The 14,562-nt window shown below is 68.1% G+C and carries 12 protein-coding genes, 1 pseudogene and 1 riboswitch; of the genes and pseudogenes, 6 read left to right on the top strand and 7 right to left on the bottom strand.

Annotated features, from left to right (window positions below; all coding sequences use genetic code 11):
- Positions 1–521: 521 nt before the first annotated feature.
- A riboswitch (cyclic di-AMP (ydaO/yuaA leader) is annotated at positions 522–690 on the top strand.
- 6 nt (positions 691–696) lie between these two features.
- The 4 genes from QYM41_RS15370 to QYM41_RS15385 all read left to right on the top strand — a co-directional run bounded on the left by QYM41_RS15370 (position 697) and on the right by QYM41_RS15385 (position 4,777).
- Positions 697–1,338 (top strand): C40 family peptidase, encoded by a 642-nt coding sequence (locus QYM41_RS15370; RefSeq protein WP_331779486.1) that lies wholly within the window; start codon positions 697–699, stop codon positions 1,336–1,338.
- A gap of 318 nt (positions 1,339–1,656) precedes the next feature.
- On the top strand, positions 1,657–2,346 hold the full coding sequence (locus QYM41_RS15375; RefSeq protein ID WP_368800659.1) for a DUF305 domain-containing protein: 690 nt from the start codon (positions 1,657–1,659) through the stop codon (positions 2,344–2,346).
- 569 nt (positions 2,347–2,915) lie between these two features.
- Positions 2,916–3,638, top strand: a complete 723-nt coding sequence (locus QYM41_RS15380; protein WP_331779484.1) for a response regulator — start codon at positions 2,916–2,918, stop codon at positions 3,636–3,638.
- Positions 3,635–4,777 (top strand): sensor histidine kinase, encoded by a 1,143-nt coding sequence (locus QYM41_RS15385; RefSeq protein WP_368800660.1) that lies wholly within the window; start codon positions 3,635–3,637, stop codon positions 4,775–4,777. Before QYM41_RS15380 ends, QYM41_RS15385 begins: the two co-directional genes overlap by 4 nt.
- Positions 4,778–4,889: 112 nt before the next feature.
- Here QYM41_RS15385 and QYM41_RS15390 read toward each other — a convergent pair whose 3' ends face one another.
- The gene (locus tag QYM41_RS15390) at positions 4,890–6,041 is read right to left on the bottom strand and encodes a heparan-alpha-glucosaminide N-acetyltransferase domain-containing protein (protein ID WP_368800661.1); all 1,152 of its coding nucleotides are present in this window, start codon (positions 6,039–6,041) and stop codon (positions 4,890–4,892) included.
- Between the two features lie 1,135 nt (positions 6,042–7,176).
- On the opposite strand from QYM41_RS15390, the gene QYM41_RS15395 reads away from it, so the two are divergent.
- Positions 7,177–7,788 carry a DUF305 domain-containing protein gene (locus tag QYM41_RS15395; RefSeq protein WP_368800662.1) on the top strand — a complete coding sequence of 204 codons (612 nt, stop codon included), beginning with the start codon at positions 7,177–7,179 and terminating at the stop codon, positions 7,786–7,788.
- 141 nt (positions 7,789–7,929) lie between these two features.
- The gene (locus QYM41_RS15400; RefSeq protein WP_368800663.1) at positions 7,930–8,868 is read left to right on the top strand and encodes an ABC transporter substrate-binding protein; all 939 of its coding nucleotides are present in this window, start codon (positions 7,930–7,932) and stop codon (positions 8,866–8,868) included.
- Positions 8,869–9,014: 146 nt separating this feature from the next.
- Here QYM41_RS15400 and QYM41_RS15405 read toward each other — a convergent pair whose 3' ends face one another.
- The 6 genes and pseudogenes from QYM41_RS15405 to QYM41_RS15430 all read right to left on the bottom strand — a co-directional run.
- Positions 9,015–9,608: a recombinase family protein gene (locus tag QYM41_RS15405; protein WP_368800664.1), complete on the bottom strand. Its 594-nt coding sequence runs from the start codon at positions 9,606–9,608 to the stop codon at positions 9,015–9,017.
- A gap of 146 nt (positions 9,609–9,754) precedes the next feature.
- The gene (locus QYM41_RS15410) at positions 9,755–10,144 is read right to left on the bottom strand and encodes a heavy metal-responsive transcriptional regulator (protein ID WP_438612604.1); all 390 of its coding nucleotides are present in this window, start codon (positions 10,142–10,144) and stop codon (positions 9,755–9,757) included.
- A gap of 94 nt (positions 10,145–10,238) precedes the next feature.
- On the bottom strand, positions 10,239–11,627 hold the full coding sequence (locus QYM41_RS15415; protein ID WP_368800666.1) for an FAD-dependent oxidoreductase: 1,389 nt from the start codon (positions 11,625–11,627) through the stop codon (positions 10,239–10,241).
- 75 nt (positions 11,628–11,702) lie between these two features.
- Positions 11,703–13,148 (bottom strand): mercury(II) reductase, encoded by a 1,446-nt coding sequence (gene merA, locus QYM41_RS15420; protein WP_368800667.1) that lies wholly within the window; start codon positions 13,146–13,148, stop codon positions 11,703–11,705.
- A gap of 228 nt (positions 13,149–13,376) precedes the next feature.
- Positions 13,377–14,297: an AAA family ATPase gene (locus QYM41_RS15425; protein ID WP_082157124.1), complete on the bottom strand. Its 921-nt coding sequence runs from the start codon at positions 14,295–14,297 to the stop codon at positions 13,377–13,379.
- Positions 14,284–14,562 (bottom strand): annotated as a pseudogene (locus QYM41_RS15430) (Mu transposase C-terminal domain-containing protein); the annotation flags it as partial. The gene QYM41_RS15425 and the pseudogene QYM41_RS15430, both read right to left, overlap by 14 nt.

A 14,562-nucleotide genomic window follows, 5' to 3' on the forward strand; every position in this document is an offset into this window, starting at 1 on the left:
ACAGACCCGGAATGGTTTAAAGATTCCGTGAAGAAAAGGGCCTTTTCCCGGCCGGGCCATGTTCGGATATGAAGATTTCATGAAGGAAATAGCTCATTCCCCTCAGGAAATGCTGGGTACTTTTGTGCAGAAATCCGATAAAAACCTTGTGGAACGCTGGACTTCGCCCGGGGGCCCGCCCCTCCCCGGACAGGACGCAGGCCGGTAGGGCCATGAGTGCAGAGGGGCTGCGGATCCCAGCCCCCAGCGCGCTCATCGGCGCGATGCCGCAGGTCAGGGCCTCCCCCGGCGGTCCCGATGAGTGGTGGCACCGGGAGGAAAGACAACTGGTGGCGCCACCACGCCGGAACGAATGTGCCCCCGGGTGTCGTGGACGACCCGCGGTTCGCCGACGACCGCGCGGAGTCGCTGCAAGCCTTTTCCCGGCACCACAAGGAATGTGACCTTTTCGTTATCCAGGCGCTAGTGTCCTCTGCGTGCCGTTGGCTGATCTCATCGGCTTCCCCGGGTGCTTCGCCGAATTCTGCCGGCAGCCGGGGTCCCCATCACAGAAATGACTTGGCAGAAGCGGGGGAACCATACCCGGTCCGCACCCGGACCTTGGGGTGAAGCCGCCGGAGCTGCAGGCTCAGCGGCCGGGTGCCTCCCACCCGAACCCGACAGCTCACCTCGTAGGCAAAAGGAGGACCCTCATTCATGGCTTTCTTCACGCGTAGCTCTGCCCGCCACCGCGCCCAGACCCCCTCGCACCTGGTGCGCACCACGACCCTGGCCGCCGCTGTCGGCGCGGCGGTGATCGGCTCCGTCGCCCCGGCTCAGGCCTATGCCGAAGCCCCCGCCACGACCGACACCGCATACTCGGCCCCCGCGACCTCCCCGACACCGGCCGCTTCCCAGTCCCCCGTCACCGTGCAGACGGCGAGCCAGCCGGACGCTCCGGCCGCTGGGCAGGCCACCTCGAGTCTCTCCCCCCAGTCCTCGGACATTTCCGAGATCTCCGCTGCGGCCGGCGGCATTGTCGGCACCGCGATGCAGGGTGTCGGCACCGGCTACGTCTGGGGCGGCACGGACTTCGGCGCCTGGGACTGCTCCGGGTTCACCCAGTGGGTCTACGCCCAGCAGGGCATCGACATCCCCCGCACCAGCCAGCAGCAGTGGGCGGCCGGCACCCCGACCACCGACCCGCAGCCCGGCGACCTCGTGGTCCAGAACGGCGGGGCCCACATCGGGATCTACCTCGGTGGCGGCAAGATGATCTCCGCGCTGAACCCCACCCAGGGCACCTTCGTGCACAGCGTGAATGCCATGCCGACGGTCGGCTACGTCACTTTCCGTTGAGCCAACACGCCGCCCGCCACGAATGCCACGCGTGGCGGGCGGCGTGTGTGCCCCCCATCTGACCAGCATCCGGGACCGGCCGGCCAGAACCGGAGATGCCTGCACCCGGCCAACGCCGGGGAACACCCCGATTTGGCCGCCTGACGGACCCGCTCTTGAAAGTTCAGTGAAGATCTACCGCCCAGCCCTCCCAACCCGGAGAAGCCAGCTGCGGCGGGGCTACCGTCAATGGATCGGCCCGCCTCGACCCGAGGCTGAGCAGAGCAAACACCACAATGTGCAGGCCCAGCACGGGCTGCTGCGAAAGAGAGTTTCTTCATGACGTCGACGATCAAGCACCTGGCCGCCGGGACGGCCCTGGCGCTGGCCCTCAGCGGTGCCGGAGCGACCGCGGCGGTCGCGTCCCCGACGCACCAGCCCGCCTCCGCCTCCGCGCAGACGGGCGCTGAGCGGCACATGAACCATGACCGCCACTTCGCCGTGATGATGGTCCCCCACCACCAGGGTGCCACCGACATGGCCGAGCTGGCCCTGCAGAAGTCCGAGCGCCCCGAGATCCGTGACCTGGCGGAGAAGATCATCGAGGCCCAGACCGAGGAGATCCAGCAGCTGGAAGCAGCGGCCCAGCGGCTGGCCGCCGGGAACACCCCGGGGCACCACCACCACGGCCACGGGCACCACCACGGACACGGCCACGGCCACCATGGCGGCCATGGTCAGAGCATGAATGCCGACATGCAGGGCGCCATGATGGGCGAGATGGACGGCATGGACGGCATGGACGGCATGAGCCTGGAGGAGCTGGCGAAACTGTCCGGGGACGAGTTCGACCAGGCTTTCCTCGAACAAATGATCGCCCACCACCAGATGGCTCTCGACATGGCCGAGATGGAGCTGCAGATGGGCACCGACCCCGAGCTGCGAGCCATGGCGGAGAAGATGATCGAGGACCAGCAGGTGGAGATCGAGCTCATGCAGGGCTGGTTGGAGGAGTGGTTCGCGGCCTGATCCAGGACCACGAGCTGAACCCCCACCGGCTGGAACGGGCCGCCACCGGGACGTCATGATCCCCGTCGACCCGTTCCAGCCGGTCCAGTGCGGTGATCCCCGACCCGGCACCCGATGGGCGCGCGCCCTTCGCACAGTCAGCGGCACCCCAAACGGTCACCGACCAACCGTAGGTTCGCCAGCGCCGCGTCCTCTTGCCTCAGGACACGGACCCCCTCGCCTGGGGTCCTGCTCCGCCAGCGCGCGCACCGTCACCGAGATGGCCAAGATGGCCGAGATGGCCGAGACCGCTGGAGCCCCCTCGCACGGTGGTGGTGGTCGGCTCCCGGCCGTGTCGTGTTTGTCCGGGCTCGTGGAGGGGCGACACGCGATCTTCTCCGTGCCCGATAACCATCTCCTCCGCCCGGGGCAGGAGATTGTTAGCCACAGCGACCACCGGTTCACCGGTGAGCCCGGCCACGACGAGTCCACCCCCTGTTTCGTTACCGAGGCCTCAGACACGGTCGCCCTGGGGCGCTGGGGCTCGCAGCACAGTGTTCATGTCACCGCGATCAGTACCGGGAGGACAGATGACGGATCCGCTCACCGGACGTGTGCTGGTGGTCGACGACGAGGTCGACCTCGCGCAGCTGATCGCGGACTATCTGCGCAAGGCCGGACTCGAGGTCGCCGTGCGCCACGACGGATCCGAGGCCGTGGCCGCGGTGCGCGACTTCGCCCCGAACGTGCTGGTGCTCGACCTGGGGCTACCGGAGATCGAGGGGATCGAGGTGTGCCGTCAGGTGCGGACCTTCTCGGACTGCCACGTGCTGATGCTCACCGCCCGGGACGACGAGGTCGACAAGATCGTGGGCCTGTCGGTGGGCGCCGACGACTACGTGACCAAGCCGTTCAGCCCGCGCGAGCTCGTGGCGCGGGTCCAGGCCATGCTGCGCCGGGCCCGCACGGGAAGTGTCGAATCCGCTACGGCCTCACCGCACGGGCAGCAGGCACTGGTGATCGGGGACCTGGTGGTGGACGAGGACTCCCGCCAAGTGCACCTGGCCGGGGAACCGGTGGCACTGACCCGGATCGAGTTCGACCTGCTCCTGTGCCTGGCTGCCCGCCCCCAACTGGTGCTCTCCCGCCGCCAGCTGGTGGAGCTGGTCTGGGACACCGCCTGGACCGGGGACGAACACCTGGTGGACGTGCACATCGGACGGATCCGCAAGAAACTCGGCGACGAAGCCACCAGGCCGACGTTCATCCACACGATCCGCGGGATCGGCTACCGGATGGGCACCGGGCGATGAGCACCGCCGTCTCCGCCCGGACCCGCCGCTGGTCCTGGAGCCCGCTGACGGTGCGGTTGATGCTGGCCCAGACCGCAGTGCTGGCCATCGGGCTGATCATCGTGGTGATCACTGCGGTGCTGGTCGGGCCGAACATGTTCTATCACGAGCTCATCGAGGCCGGTCACGCCGATGAGGCCACCGGGCTGGTGCACCTTCAGGAAGCCTTCCGCTCGGTGAGCCTCACCGCCCTGGCCATCGGCGGGCTCCCGGCGCTCTACATCGCCGGAATGCTCACCTTCTACCTCTACCGCACGATCGGGCGGTCCTTGACCTCCTTCAGCACCGCCGCCCAGGAGGTGGCCTCGGGCAACTACGAGGTGCGCGTGACGTCGGCGAAACTGGGTCCGGAGTTCGACTCCCTGGCCTCCTCCTTCAACGACATGGCCGCCAAGCTCGACGCCGTGGACGCCACCCGGCGCCAGATGCTGGCCGACCTGGCCCACGAGATGCGCACCCCCCTGGCCAGCCTCAAAGGACATCTGGAGGGCATCGAGGACGGGGTGGTCGAGTGGGATGAGCGGACCACCGGCATCCTCTACGCCCAGATCGCCCGCCTGGAGCGACTGGCCCGCGACATCCGCCAGCTCACCGCCGCCGAGGAAGGCATGACGCATCTGCAGCTGACCCTCCAGGACCCGGGCCCGTTGGCAGCCCAAGCGGCCGCGGCCGTCCAACAAGACGCCGCCGCTCAGAACATCTCAGTGACCGCCATCAGCACCGGCATGGAGGTCACACCGGTGCTGGTCGACCGGGAACGGATGGGACAAGTGCTGGGCAACCTGCTGGAGAACGCCCTGCGCCACACCCCACCCGGGGGCGCCATCACCGTGCACACCGACCACACCCCGGAGGCAGCCACCATCACCGTCACCGACACCGGGGAAGGCATCAGCGCCAAGAACCTTCCGCACGTCTTTGAACGGTTCTACCGCGCCCACACCGGCCGAGAAGCCCACCGCGGAGGCTCCGGACTGGGGCTGGCGATCAGCAAGTCCCTCGTCGAGGCCCAGGGCGGAACCCTGGAAGCCACCAGCGGCGGCCCCGGACGCGGGACCAGCTTCCGGATCCATCTACCCCGCCACACGCCCCCGGACTGACCCCAGCGTCACCCCCCAGATCGTTCTGTGACGGCGGCAGGCCGTGCCCGCCCAAGAGAGCACGTCCGCTGCGGTGGGCACGGCCCGTCACGTCGCTGCTGCCGTGCGCTTGTTATCCGTGTGCGTTCTTCGTCGGCCCGCCCAGCACCAGCCGGCGGGTGCCTTTCACACTGGTGCTGACCACCTTCTCCAGCGGTCCCTGCCCCAGGCCCCGGTACCAGGCCACCGCGAAGAGCGCCGCGACCGCCAGGTGGACCATGAACCACAGGTAAGGCTGGTCGTAGTGGGCCTCGAAGGACAGGGCCACCAGGTGGGAGGTGTACAGAGTCAAGGTCATCGCGCCCATTGCCGCCAGCGGCAGCAGCCACGCTTCGGCCTTGCGGGCAATCAACAGGAAAGCACCGAGCACGGCCAGACCCACGCCCAGGCTCGCCGCGATGGCCAGCGGGGTGTTGCTGTGCGGGGTAGCGATCGTCAGCCACCACACCGTGGACGTCGGCAGGGAGTCCGGGCCCCAGACCAGGACCTCGGCCAGCTCCTCCTCGCCCATGGAGGAGGCGTCCAGCAGCCGCTGGTAGCCGCCGAAGGCGTAGAGCAGGAAGTAGGAGGTGGCCTGGGCGAAGATCGCCACCCCGATGCCGGTGACCAGCAACCGGATCTGCACCTCGGACTTGCGCAGGTTCAATCGGCCGATTCCCATCCCGACCAGCAGATAGGTCATGTACGGCAGCGCCGGATAGGTGCCGGTCAGCAGCAACTGGGAGATTGTCCCGGCCGGCTCGTTCAGCACGTCGGTGAACGTGGGGTTGGACGAGCTCCACTCGGGAAGCACATCCATCAGGCCCTGCATCAGCAGCGGCCCCACGAGCCCGAAGACCGCCGCGCAGCCGAAGAGCACTTTCGGGCCTGCGTGCAGGAACGGGATCGCCAGCAGGAAGAACACCCCGTAGTAGATCAAGATGTTGTCCGCCGGGGCGTCTGCGGGCATCAGCGCCCCGATCCACAGCCCGACGATCGCGATCAGCACCGCCCGCACTCCTAGCCCGATCCGGTCGGCGGTCATCGTCGCGCCGTCGTGTGGGTGGCGCCCCCCGGAGGTCAGCGCCAGACCGACCCCGGCCAGCAAGGCGAACAGCGCCGCCGAGTCCCCCGAGAAAATCAGGTACGACCAGGTCGGTTCGTGCGACACGTCGTCATAGCTGGGCAGGATGTGCACCGACATCAGTCCGATCAGCGCCAGCCCCCGGGCCGCATCGATCCCCACCAACCGGCGCGTGGGCCTTACCACCGCGTCTCCGAGGCCCGCCGGCAGATGCCCTCCTATCCTCGATCCAGTACTCATCATTCCCCCTGTTGACTACACGGTCCCGGTGCATCCGGGACCGTCTGTCTCCAGGGTGGACGTCTCACTTGGAGTCTCCGTCGCGGGATTCTCAAGGTTCCATGAAGACTCCAGGGTCCATGGGCGACGCAGGAGCTTCTCCGTGGGACCGAAGTACGAAACGTGGACAGGGAGACCCAGCGCAGGACCCGCGAGGTGGCCCGGGGTCCGTCGGGCCCCTGATCCGAGCCAGGCCACCCCTTCACGTTAAAGACGGGTGCCCCAGCCCTGGGGAGGAATACTGGGGCACCCGAATGTCCGTGCACGAACGGATGAGAACGGGGTGTTCTCATTGGCAAACTATGCCCTCATTGACCCGGAAAAACAGGCCGGCGAGCCCCTAGGAGGGCAAGCTTCAGGGAATCTTCATGTCGTCTTGAGGGAAGCTCAACAAACGACTTCGCCTCAGTCATTGGCCCGGGTGACCAGTGGCCCCTCGACGGTGACCGAGCTATGGACAACCCCTTCGCGCGTCGAAGGAGCCTCAGATCATGGAGGGTGGAAGCTTCCGAATCCACCGATGGAGAGGAGCCTTGGACATCCCGAGATCTTGGACCACCTGCGTGACCGGTTCCCCCGACTCGATCAGGCAGATGGCACTTCGAATTCGAGTGTCCGTGGGCGGGCGGGCCCGCCCCCGCACATCCTGACCGGCTGCCCGGCGCAAGGCCCATTTTCTTCCTCGTTCCGGTTCTGGAAACGGCTCTGTGATTATCGCCTCCGACCGCGATTGCCCGGTTAAAGCAACACTCCCCGGGCTTCACCCCGCCAAGGTACGCCGACCCGTTGCTGGTCTGCGCACTTCGCCCCCTGAGCACTCGCCAAGGTGCCCTTAGGCCAGGTCCCGGCCGATGTGCCGGAGGGCTTTGCGGCTCCTGGCCGAGGCGCACTTCTTCACCGAATCTTCACAGCATCCAGCTCAGGCACAAAGAACCAGCAGTCTACTGTCGGTTGTATGTCACGGCCGTCAGCTGCACGCTGTCGCACTGAGTCAGGCAACGGAGAATGGAGGAGTTCTGTGTCGACCACGGGAAACAAGGCCAACGAGCATCAGCACGGTGGGAAGCAGTCCGGTGAGCACCAGTCCCACGATTCCACGAAGATGTACCTGCGGTTCGGGGCAATGATCCTCACGGCCATGGTGGTGATGTACGCGGTTATGTTCGTCGGCTCCTGGGAGTGGAGCCACGTGCGCTGGAGCGAGAACCGGTTGTTCATGACTCTGACCATGGGCGGGACCATGGGCCTGGTCATGCTCGCCTGGATGCTGAACATGTACAAGAACACCAAGGCCAACGTGGCCGTGGTGCTGGCCAGCCTCCTGCTGCTCGGCGGTGGAGCCTTCCTGGACCGCAGCCAGACCACAGTGCAGAACACCGCCTACATGAGCTCGATGATCCCTCACCACTCGTTGGCCATCACCCGGTCCGAACGCGCCGAGCTCGACGACGTGCGGGTGTGCGAACTGGCGGTGGAGATCAGCGAAGCCCAGCGGCGGGAGATCCGCGAGATGGACTGGCTGATCGAGGACATCGAACGCAACGGGGTGGCTGCCACAGCCGAGGAGGCCCAAGCCCGTTCGGTGCCCGACTACCAGGTGTCGGCAGGACGTGACTGCCCGGGGCAGTAACACGGATCCGCCCCCAGAACGCACCTGCGATTTCACGACTCCCGGTTCACGTCGATGTCGCTATGCCCTATTCCGTCTGGGCTCAGCACACCCGCATGCCCGATCCGACGCACCGTGCCACCGACCGACAGGAGAACCACCATGACCACCGCTCCCGTGCTCCGCCGCCGCGCCGCCGCACCCGCCGTGGGCGCCGCCCTGCTGCTGGGCCTGACCGCCTGCGGAGGCGGCGGAGACCCCCTCGCCGGGGACGGAGGCTCCGAGGACGGCTCCACCGAGACCGTGACCGTGGGCTCCGCCGACTTCCCGGAGAGCCAGATCGTGGCCGAGCTCTACGCCGGGGCGCTCGAGTCCGCCGGGATCGGGACGGAGACGTCCCTGGGCATCGGAGCCCGCGAGGCCTACGTGGGGGCGGTGCAGGACGGGTCCGTGGACGTGGTCCCGGACTACTCCGGCAACCTGCTGCTCTTCGCCGACCCGGAGGCCACCGCGAGCTCCGCCGAGGAGATCATGACCGCCCTGCCGGACGCGCTGCCCGACGGGCTGACCGTGCTGGAGGCCTCCGAGGCGGAGAACAAGGACGCCATGGTGGTCACCCCGGAGACCGCGGAGCAGTACGGGCTCACGAGCATCGCCGACATGGCGGCGGTGTGCGACCAGCTGGTGATCGCAGGTCCGCCCGAGTTCGCCGAGCGCGCCTACGGCCTCGACGGCCTCGAGGAGAACTACGGGTGCGTGCCGCAGTCCTTCGAGCCGATCAATGACGGCGGGGGGCCCTTGACCGTCGAGGCGCTGCTCAACGGGGACGTGGACGTCGCCGACATCTTCACCACCACCCCGGCGATCGCCGACAACGACCTCGTGGTGCTGGAGGACCCGGAGAACAACTTCATCGCCCAGCAGGTCCTGCCGCTGGCGGCGGCGGACCGGCTCCCCCAGGAGGCGGTGGACGCGCTGAACGAGCTGTCCGGCAAGCTCACCACGGAGGACCTCATCGACCTGAACCGCAAGGTCAGCGGCGACCAGCCGATCAGCCCCGCCGCCGCCGCCGCGGAGTGGCTCTCCGCCAACGGCTACTGAGCAAAGGGCGGACCCTCAGCGGACCAAGAAGCGCCCAGGCGGGACGCTGGCAACGAGGCTGAGTTGCCCTACTCAGTCGCCTCGACAGGTAAAAATTCCACTCAAATACGACATGCCCATCACGATGTCCACCGGAGACGACCCATTCAGACGGTCGTCGTCTGCGGCAGCTCCCGGATCCGCCGGTACAGGGTGGCCCGCGACATCCCCAGGTCGCGGGCCACCTGGGTGGCCGGCTCCCCACTATCGATCAGCCATAAGGCATTGCGGATCTGGGAATCAGTGAAGGTCTGACGCCGACCACCGAGATCCTTGCCGGCAGCTCTACGCTTGGCCACCGAGTCGGTGATCCGCTCCCGCTTGATCTCCAGCTCCATCTGCGCCAGGGCGGCCATCACGGTGAACACCATGGAACCCATCGGGGTTGCCGTGTCAACATCTCCCCCACCCAGGTTCAGCACCCGCAACCCGGCACCCCTCCCCCGCAACGCCTCAGCGAAAACCAGCATGTTCTGCGTCGACCGCCCCAAACGATCCAGCGTGGTGATCACCAACGTGTCACCCTCCTCGAGCGCCGCCACGGTCTTGTCGAACTGCGGACGCGATGCACGCCCTCCAGACACTCCACTGTCCACATAGATGTCATTGCGCCGCACGCCCGCATTCAGCAGGTCATGCACTTGACGGTCCGCGTCCTGCTGCCGCGTCGACACCCTGGCGTACCCGATCAACTTTCCCATGCCCACCTCATCTGTCTCGCAACTGACGTTGAGTATCAGATTCTAGAGTCATGGATAAAGCACAAGGATGCGAGACAGTGTGACTGTCGACGGTGAATGGCGGTGTTCTGACAGAGGTATTTGGCGGCCGTGGTGCGGCTGTGGGCTCAGAGGTAGCTGCAGATTTGGGCGGGATCGCACTGGGTGGGGTCGCCTTGGGAGGCGGCCTGGTAGTGCTCGGCCGCGGAGGCCCGCAGGGCGGTGAGCTCAGCGATGTGCTGGTCGAGGTCGGTGAGTTGCTGGGCGAGCTGTGCGGCTACGTGGGCGCAGGGGGCCTGCCCGGCGTCGCGGATCTGCAGGATGTTCCGGATCTCGGCCAGGGTGAGTCCGGCGGCCTTGCTGCGGCGGATGAACTGCAGGCGGGCGAGGGCCTCGGGTGGGTAGTCGCGGTACCCGTTGGGGCCGCGGTGCACCGGGGGCAGCAGACCGTGCTGTTCGTAGAACCGTAGGGCTTTGGTGGTCATGCCGGCGGCTGCGGCCGCTTCACCGATCCGCACGGTGCGCACCTCGATCCTGGACTGTCGTGTGGCTTTCCACGGTAGAGGAAGGCTCCGGGGGCAGGGCCCTGCCTGCCCCTGGAGGGGCAGGTGGTCATCCGGGTTCGGTGCGGGTGCGGTCGGTCTCGACGGCCTGCCAGGTCTTGCGCGCGGCGATGAGCACCGGGTCCCACACCGGGGAGAAGGGCGGGGCGTAGGAGAGGTCGATGTTGAGCAGCTCTTCCACCGGGGTCTCGTGCCACAGCGCCACGGAGAGCACGTCGATGCGCTTGGCCGCGCCTTCTTCCCCGACGATCTGGGCGCCGAGCAGTCGCCCGGTGCCGCGTTCGGCGATGAGTTTGGTGCGGATGGGTTTGGCCCCGGGGTAGTAGCCGGCCCGGGTGGTGGAGTCGACCACGGCGGTGACGGGGTCGAAGCCGGCCGCCTGCGCCTCGAGCTCTCCGAGGCCGGTGCGTCCGACTTCGATGTCGCAGATCTTGGTCACGGCGGTGCCAAGCACTCCGGGGAAGGTGGCGTAGCCGCCGCCGAGGTTGATCCCGGCGGTGCGGCCCTCCTTGTTCGCGTGGGTACCCAGCGGCAGGGACACGTGGCGGCGGGAGACGCGGTGGAACTTCTCCACGCAGTCCCCGCCGGCCCACACCCCCTCGATGCCGGTGCGCAGCCGGCGGTCCACGGCGATCGCCCCCGTCTCGCCCAGGGGGATCCCGGCGTCGGCGGCCAGGGTGGTGTTCGGGGTGACCCCCAGGCCGAGGATCACCAGATCGGTGGGGATGGTGGCCTGGTCGGTGACCACGGCGGTGACCTTCCCGGCGTGGGTGTCGAAGCCGGTGACGGTCTCCTCCATCCGCACCTCCATCCCGTACCCTTCCATCGCGGTGGCGATGAGCGCGCCCATGTCCGGGTCCAGGCCCGGCAGCGGGGCCGGGGGGCGTCCGATCACGGTGATGTCCACGCCCCAGGCGGACAGGGCCTCGGCCAGTTCCAGGCCGATGTAGCCGGCCCCGACGACCACCGCCCGGCCCGGGCGCTCCCGCTCCAGGACCGTGCGCAGGGCGATACCGTCGTCGAGGGTCTGCACGCCGTGGATGCCGGCCGCATCGATCCCGGGCAGTGGCGGGCGGGCCGGGGTGGCCCCGGTGGCGACCATGAGTTGGTCGAAGCCCTCCCAGGCCTCCCGGCCGGCGGTCAGGTCGCGCACGAGCACGGCGCGGCGGTGGAGGTCGATCTCCAGGACCTCGTGGCCGGTGCGGGCGTCGATGGCGTGGTGGTCGCGGAACTGTTGCGGGGTGCGGGCGATCAGCTCCGTGGTGTCGGCGACGTCCTTGCCGATGAAGTACGGGATCCCGCAGGCCGAATACGAGGTGTAGTGGCCCCGCTCGAAGGCCACGATCTCCAACTGGTCCTGGGGCAGCTGGCGGCGGGCGGCGGAGGCCGCGCTCATCCCCGCGGCGTCCCCACCGATGACGATCAACCTCTGGGCCATGACTTCCCCTTCCGTTACAGTGCCTGCTGAGTCGTCAGCTCCCGGCTGTGCTCGATGCTCGAGGCCGACCGATCCTCACGCGGCGCAGCAGGAGAGTTTGGAGACGTCGGTGCGGAAGGACTGGGCGGCGATCTTCAGGCCTTCGGCCATCGTCAGGTACGGGCACCACAGGGTGGCGACCTGGTCCACCGTCATGCCCGCGGACAAGATGTAGACCCCGGCCGCGGCAAGCTCCCCGGCGTCCTTGGCCACCGCGGTGATGCCCACGATCCGCCCGGTCTCGGCCTCGGCGACGATCTTCACGAACCCCCGGGTGTCACGGTTGACCAGCGCCCTGGGCACGTACTCCAGGGGCAGCACCCGGCATTCACACCGGAGGCCGGCTTCCCGGGCCTGCTGGTCGGTCATCCCCACCGCCGCGATGGCCGGGGAGGTGAAAGTGACCCGCGGCAGGTGGGTGTAGTCGATCTGCTGGCCGGTGTGGTGGAAGGCGTTCTCCACCGCGGTGACCCCGTGGGCCGAGGCCACGTAGACGTACTGGGGGTGCCCGGTCACGTCCCCGGCCGCCCACACCTTCGGATTCGAGGTCGCCATCCGGGCGTCGACGAGGATCTCCCCGTGGGCCCCGGTGTCCACCCCGACCGAGCCGAGGCCCAGGTTCTCGGTGACCGGACGGCGCCCGATCGCGACCATGAGCCGGCCCGCCCGCAGGGTGTCCTGCCCGCCCGGGCCCGTGACGGTGGCCACCACCTCCCCGGTGTCCCGGTCGGGCGTCACGGAGGAGACGGTGGCCCGGGGGATCACCCGGATGCCCTCCTCGGCGAACACGCCCCTCAGGGTCCGGGAGACCTCCGGTTCCTCATGGGAGGCCAGACGGGACCGCACGACCATGGTCACCGCCGTGCCCAGGCGGGCGAAGAGCTGAGCTTGCTCCAGGCCCACGTACCCGCCGCCGATGATCAGCAGCGACTCCGGCACCTCGTCCAGTTCCATGGCCGTGGTCGACGTCAGATACTCCACCTGATCCAAGCCCTCGATCTCCGGGACGATCGGGGTGGAGCCGGTGGCCACCAGGTAGTGGGCCGCCCGCACCCGGCGGCCGGAACCGTCGGCTCCGGTGACCTCCAGCACCGGATCCTCGGCCGTTCCGGTGAACACCGCTTCACCGGTGGCCAGTTCCCAGCCGTAATCGGCGATCAGATCCAGATACTTGTCCGAACGCATCCCTTCCACCAGCGCGTCCTTACCGGTGATCAACCCGGACATGTCCACCCCGGCGGCCGACGTGCTCAGACCAGGGAACCGTCCTGCGGCGTCCAGCGCCACGTGGCGCGCCTCGGCGGCGGCCAGCAACGCCTTCGACGGCACGCACCCGGTGTTCACGCAGGTGCCCCCGACCGTGGCACGCTCTACCATCACCACTGATTTGCCGAGATTGGTGGCCCGGATCGCGGCGGCAAAAGCACCACCGCCGGAACCGATGATCGCCAGGTCCACCTCGTGCGTTCCCGTCTCAGGCATGACCGGCCTCCGTAAGTCCGTGATGAAGGCCCCGACGGGCCGTCTGTGTGCTGTGCTGTGCTGTGCCCAGCCTGCACCTTCCCCTGAAGAGGAAGGTCAAGACGTCACCGCGGCAATGTCCGGTGCACGTCCGTATGTGCCCCAGACCCGGGGGCCCTTTCGAGGAGTCGCTGCCAGAGGCGATTGCCTGGCCGGTGGATCTCAGGAACTGGTGGCCGGCCCGTGTGCTCAGTGACCGATCAGGAGTGACTCGCGGGCGGCTTCGACCACTTCGGGGGTGACGGTCTCGAGCTGGTTGATGTCCAGGATGCGTTTGATCTGGGTGAGGAGGCGGTCGACGAGACGGAAGTTGCCGCCGGTGATCCGGGCGACGGTGGCGATCGCGACCGCCTGGGTGAACTCGTCATCGGTGGCGAGTCCGTCGGTGTGCCAGCGACGGTTCAGGACGGCGGTGAGCTCTTCGGGGGTGAGCTGGCGGTATTCGTGGGCGAAGCCCACACGGCTGTAAAGCTGGGGGTAGCGTCCCAGGCGCTTGTCGATACCGGGCATCCCAATGAGGATCACCCCGATGGTGTGACGGTCGTAGTAGTCGCGGACCTGTTCCAGTCCGGTGGCCTTGAGCCGGTCGGCCTCGTCGATGATGAGCAGCTCAGTGAGCCCGGAGGACCGTGATTCGGGGTTCACGAACGGGTCGACGCGGCCGTGGCGGTGGTAGTCGATGGCGTAGGAGATCTGCTGGCAGGCCCGCGGCAGTGCTTGGTCGACCTGTCGGGGGCTGGCGGTGACGGTCGGAGTCCACAGCGCGGTGCGGGCCTGGAGGACTTGTTCGGGGATGGGGCCGGGCTCGCGGTCCTCGCCCAGGTCTCGTTGCCACTGCTCCCATTCCGGGGCCCCGGCGTAGTGGCGGGCCGAAAGCGTCTTGCCGACCCCGGGTGGACCCCAGCACAGGCCGATGTAGCGGTTAGTGCGGACAGTGTCGGCGAACTCGGTGAAGCGGCGGTGCTCCCGGGTGGGCAAGAACGCCGGTGCGCCCGGGGGCGGGGGTGAAGTGAGCCCGTTGATCTCCCCGAACGTGCCGGAGAGGAAACGCCGACCGTCGTCGCCCTTGCCCAACAGGCTGCGGGTGGAGTCGGGCTCAGTCGGTGGCATAGGTCCGCAACCGATGTCGGGGCGCCGGCTCCGCCGGGGGGTCTGCCGTCGGGCCCGGCGCCGGGGCCGGTGGTGGTGCCCAGCGGTCGTCGGCGGGCAGGGCGTCGGCGAGGCTGCGCCGGGCGCACAGCTGCTGCTTCAACTCCTTGCGCCGGGCGCCCCGGGCCTGCTGCAGTTGCTGGAGGGTGATGGTTTCGGCGGCCAGTTCGGGGGCGATCGCCCGGCACAGGTAGGTGTCCTGGTGGTAGACGCGCACCTCACCGGC

The organism is Kocuria oxytropis, from assembly GCF_040981195.1.
Lineage (GTDB): Bacteria > Actinomycetota > Actinomycetes > Actinomycetales > Micrococcaceae > Kocuria > Kocuria oxytropis.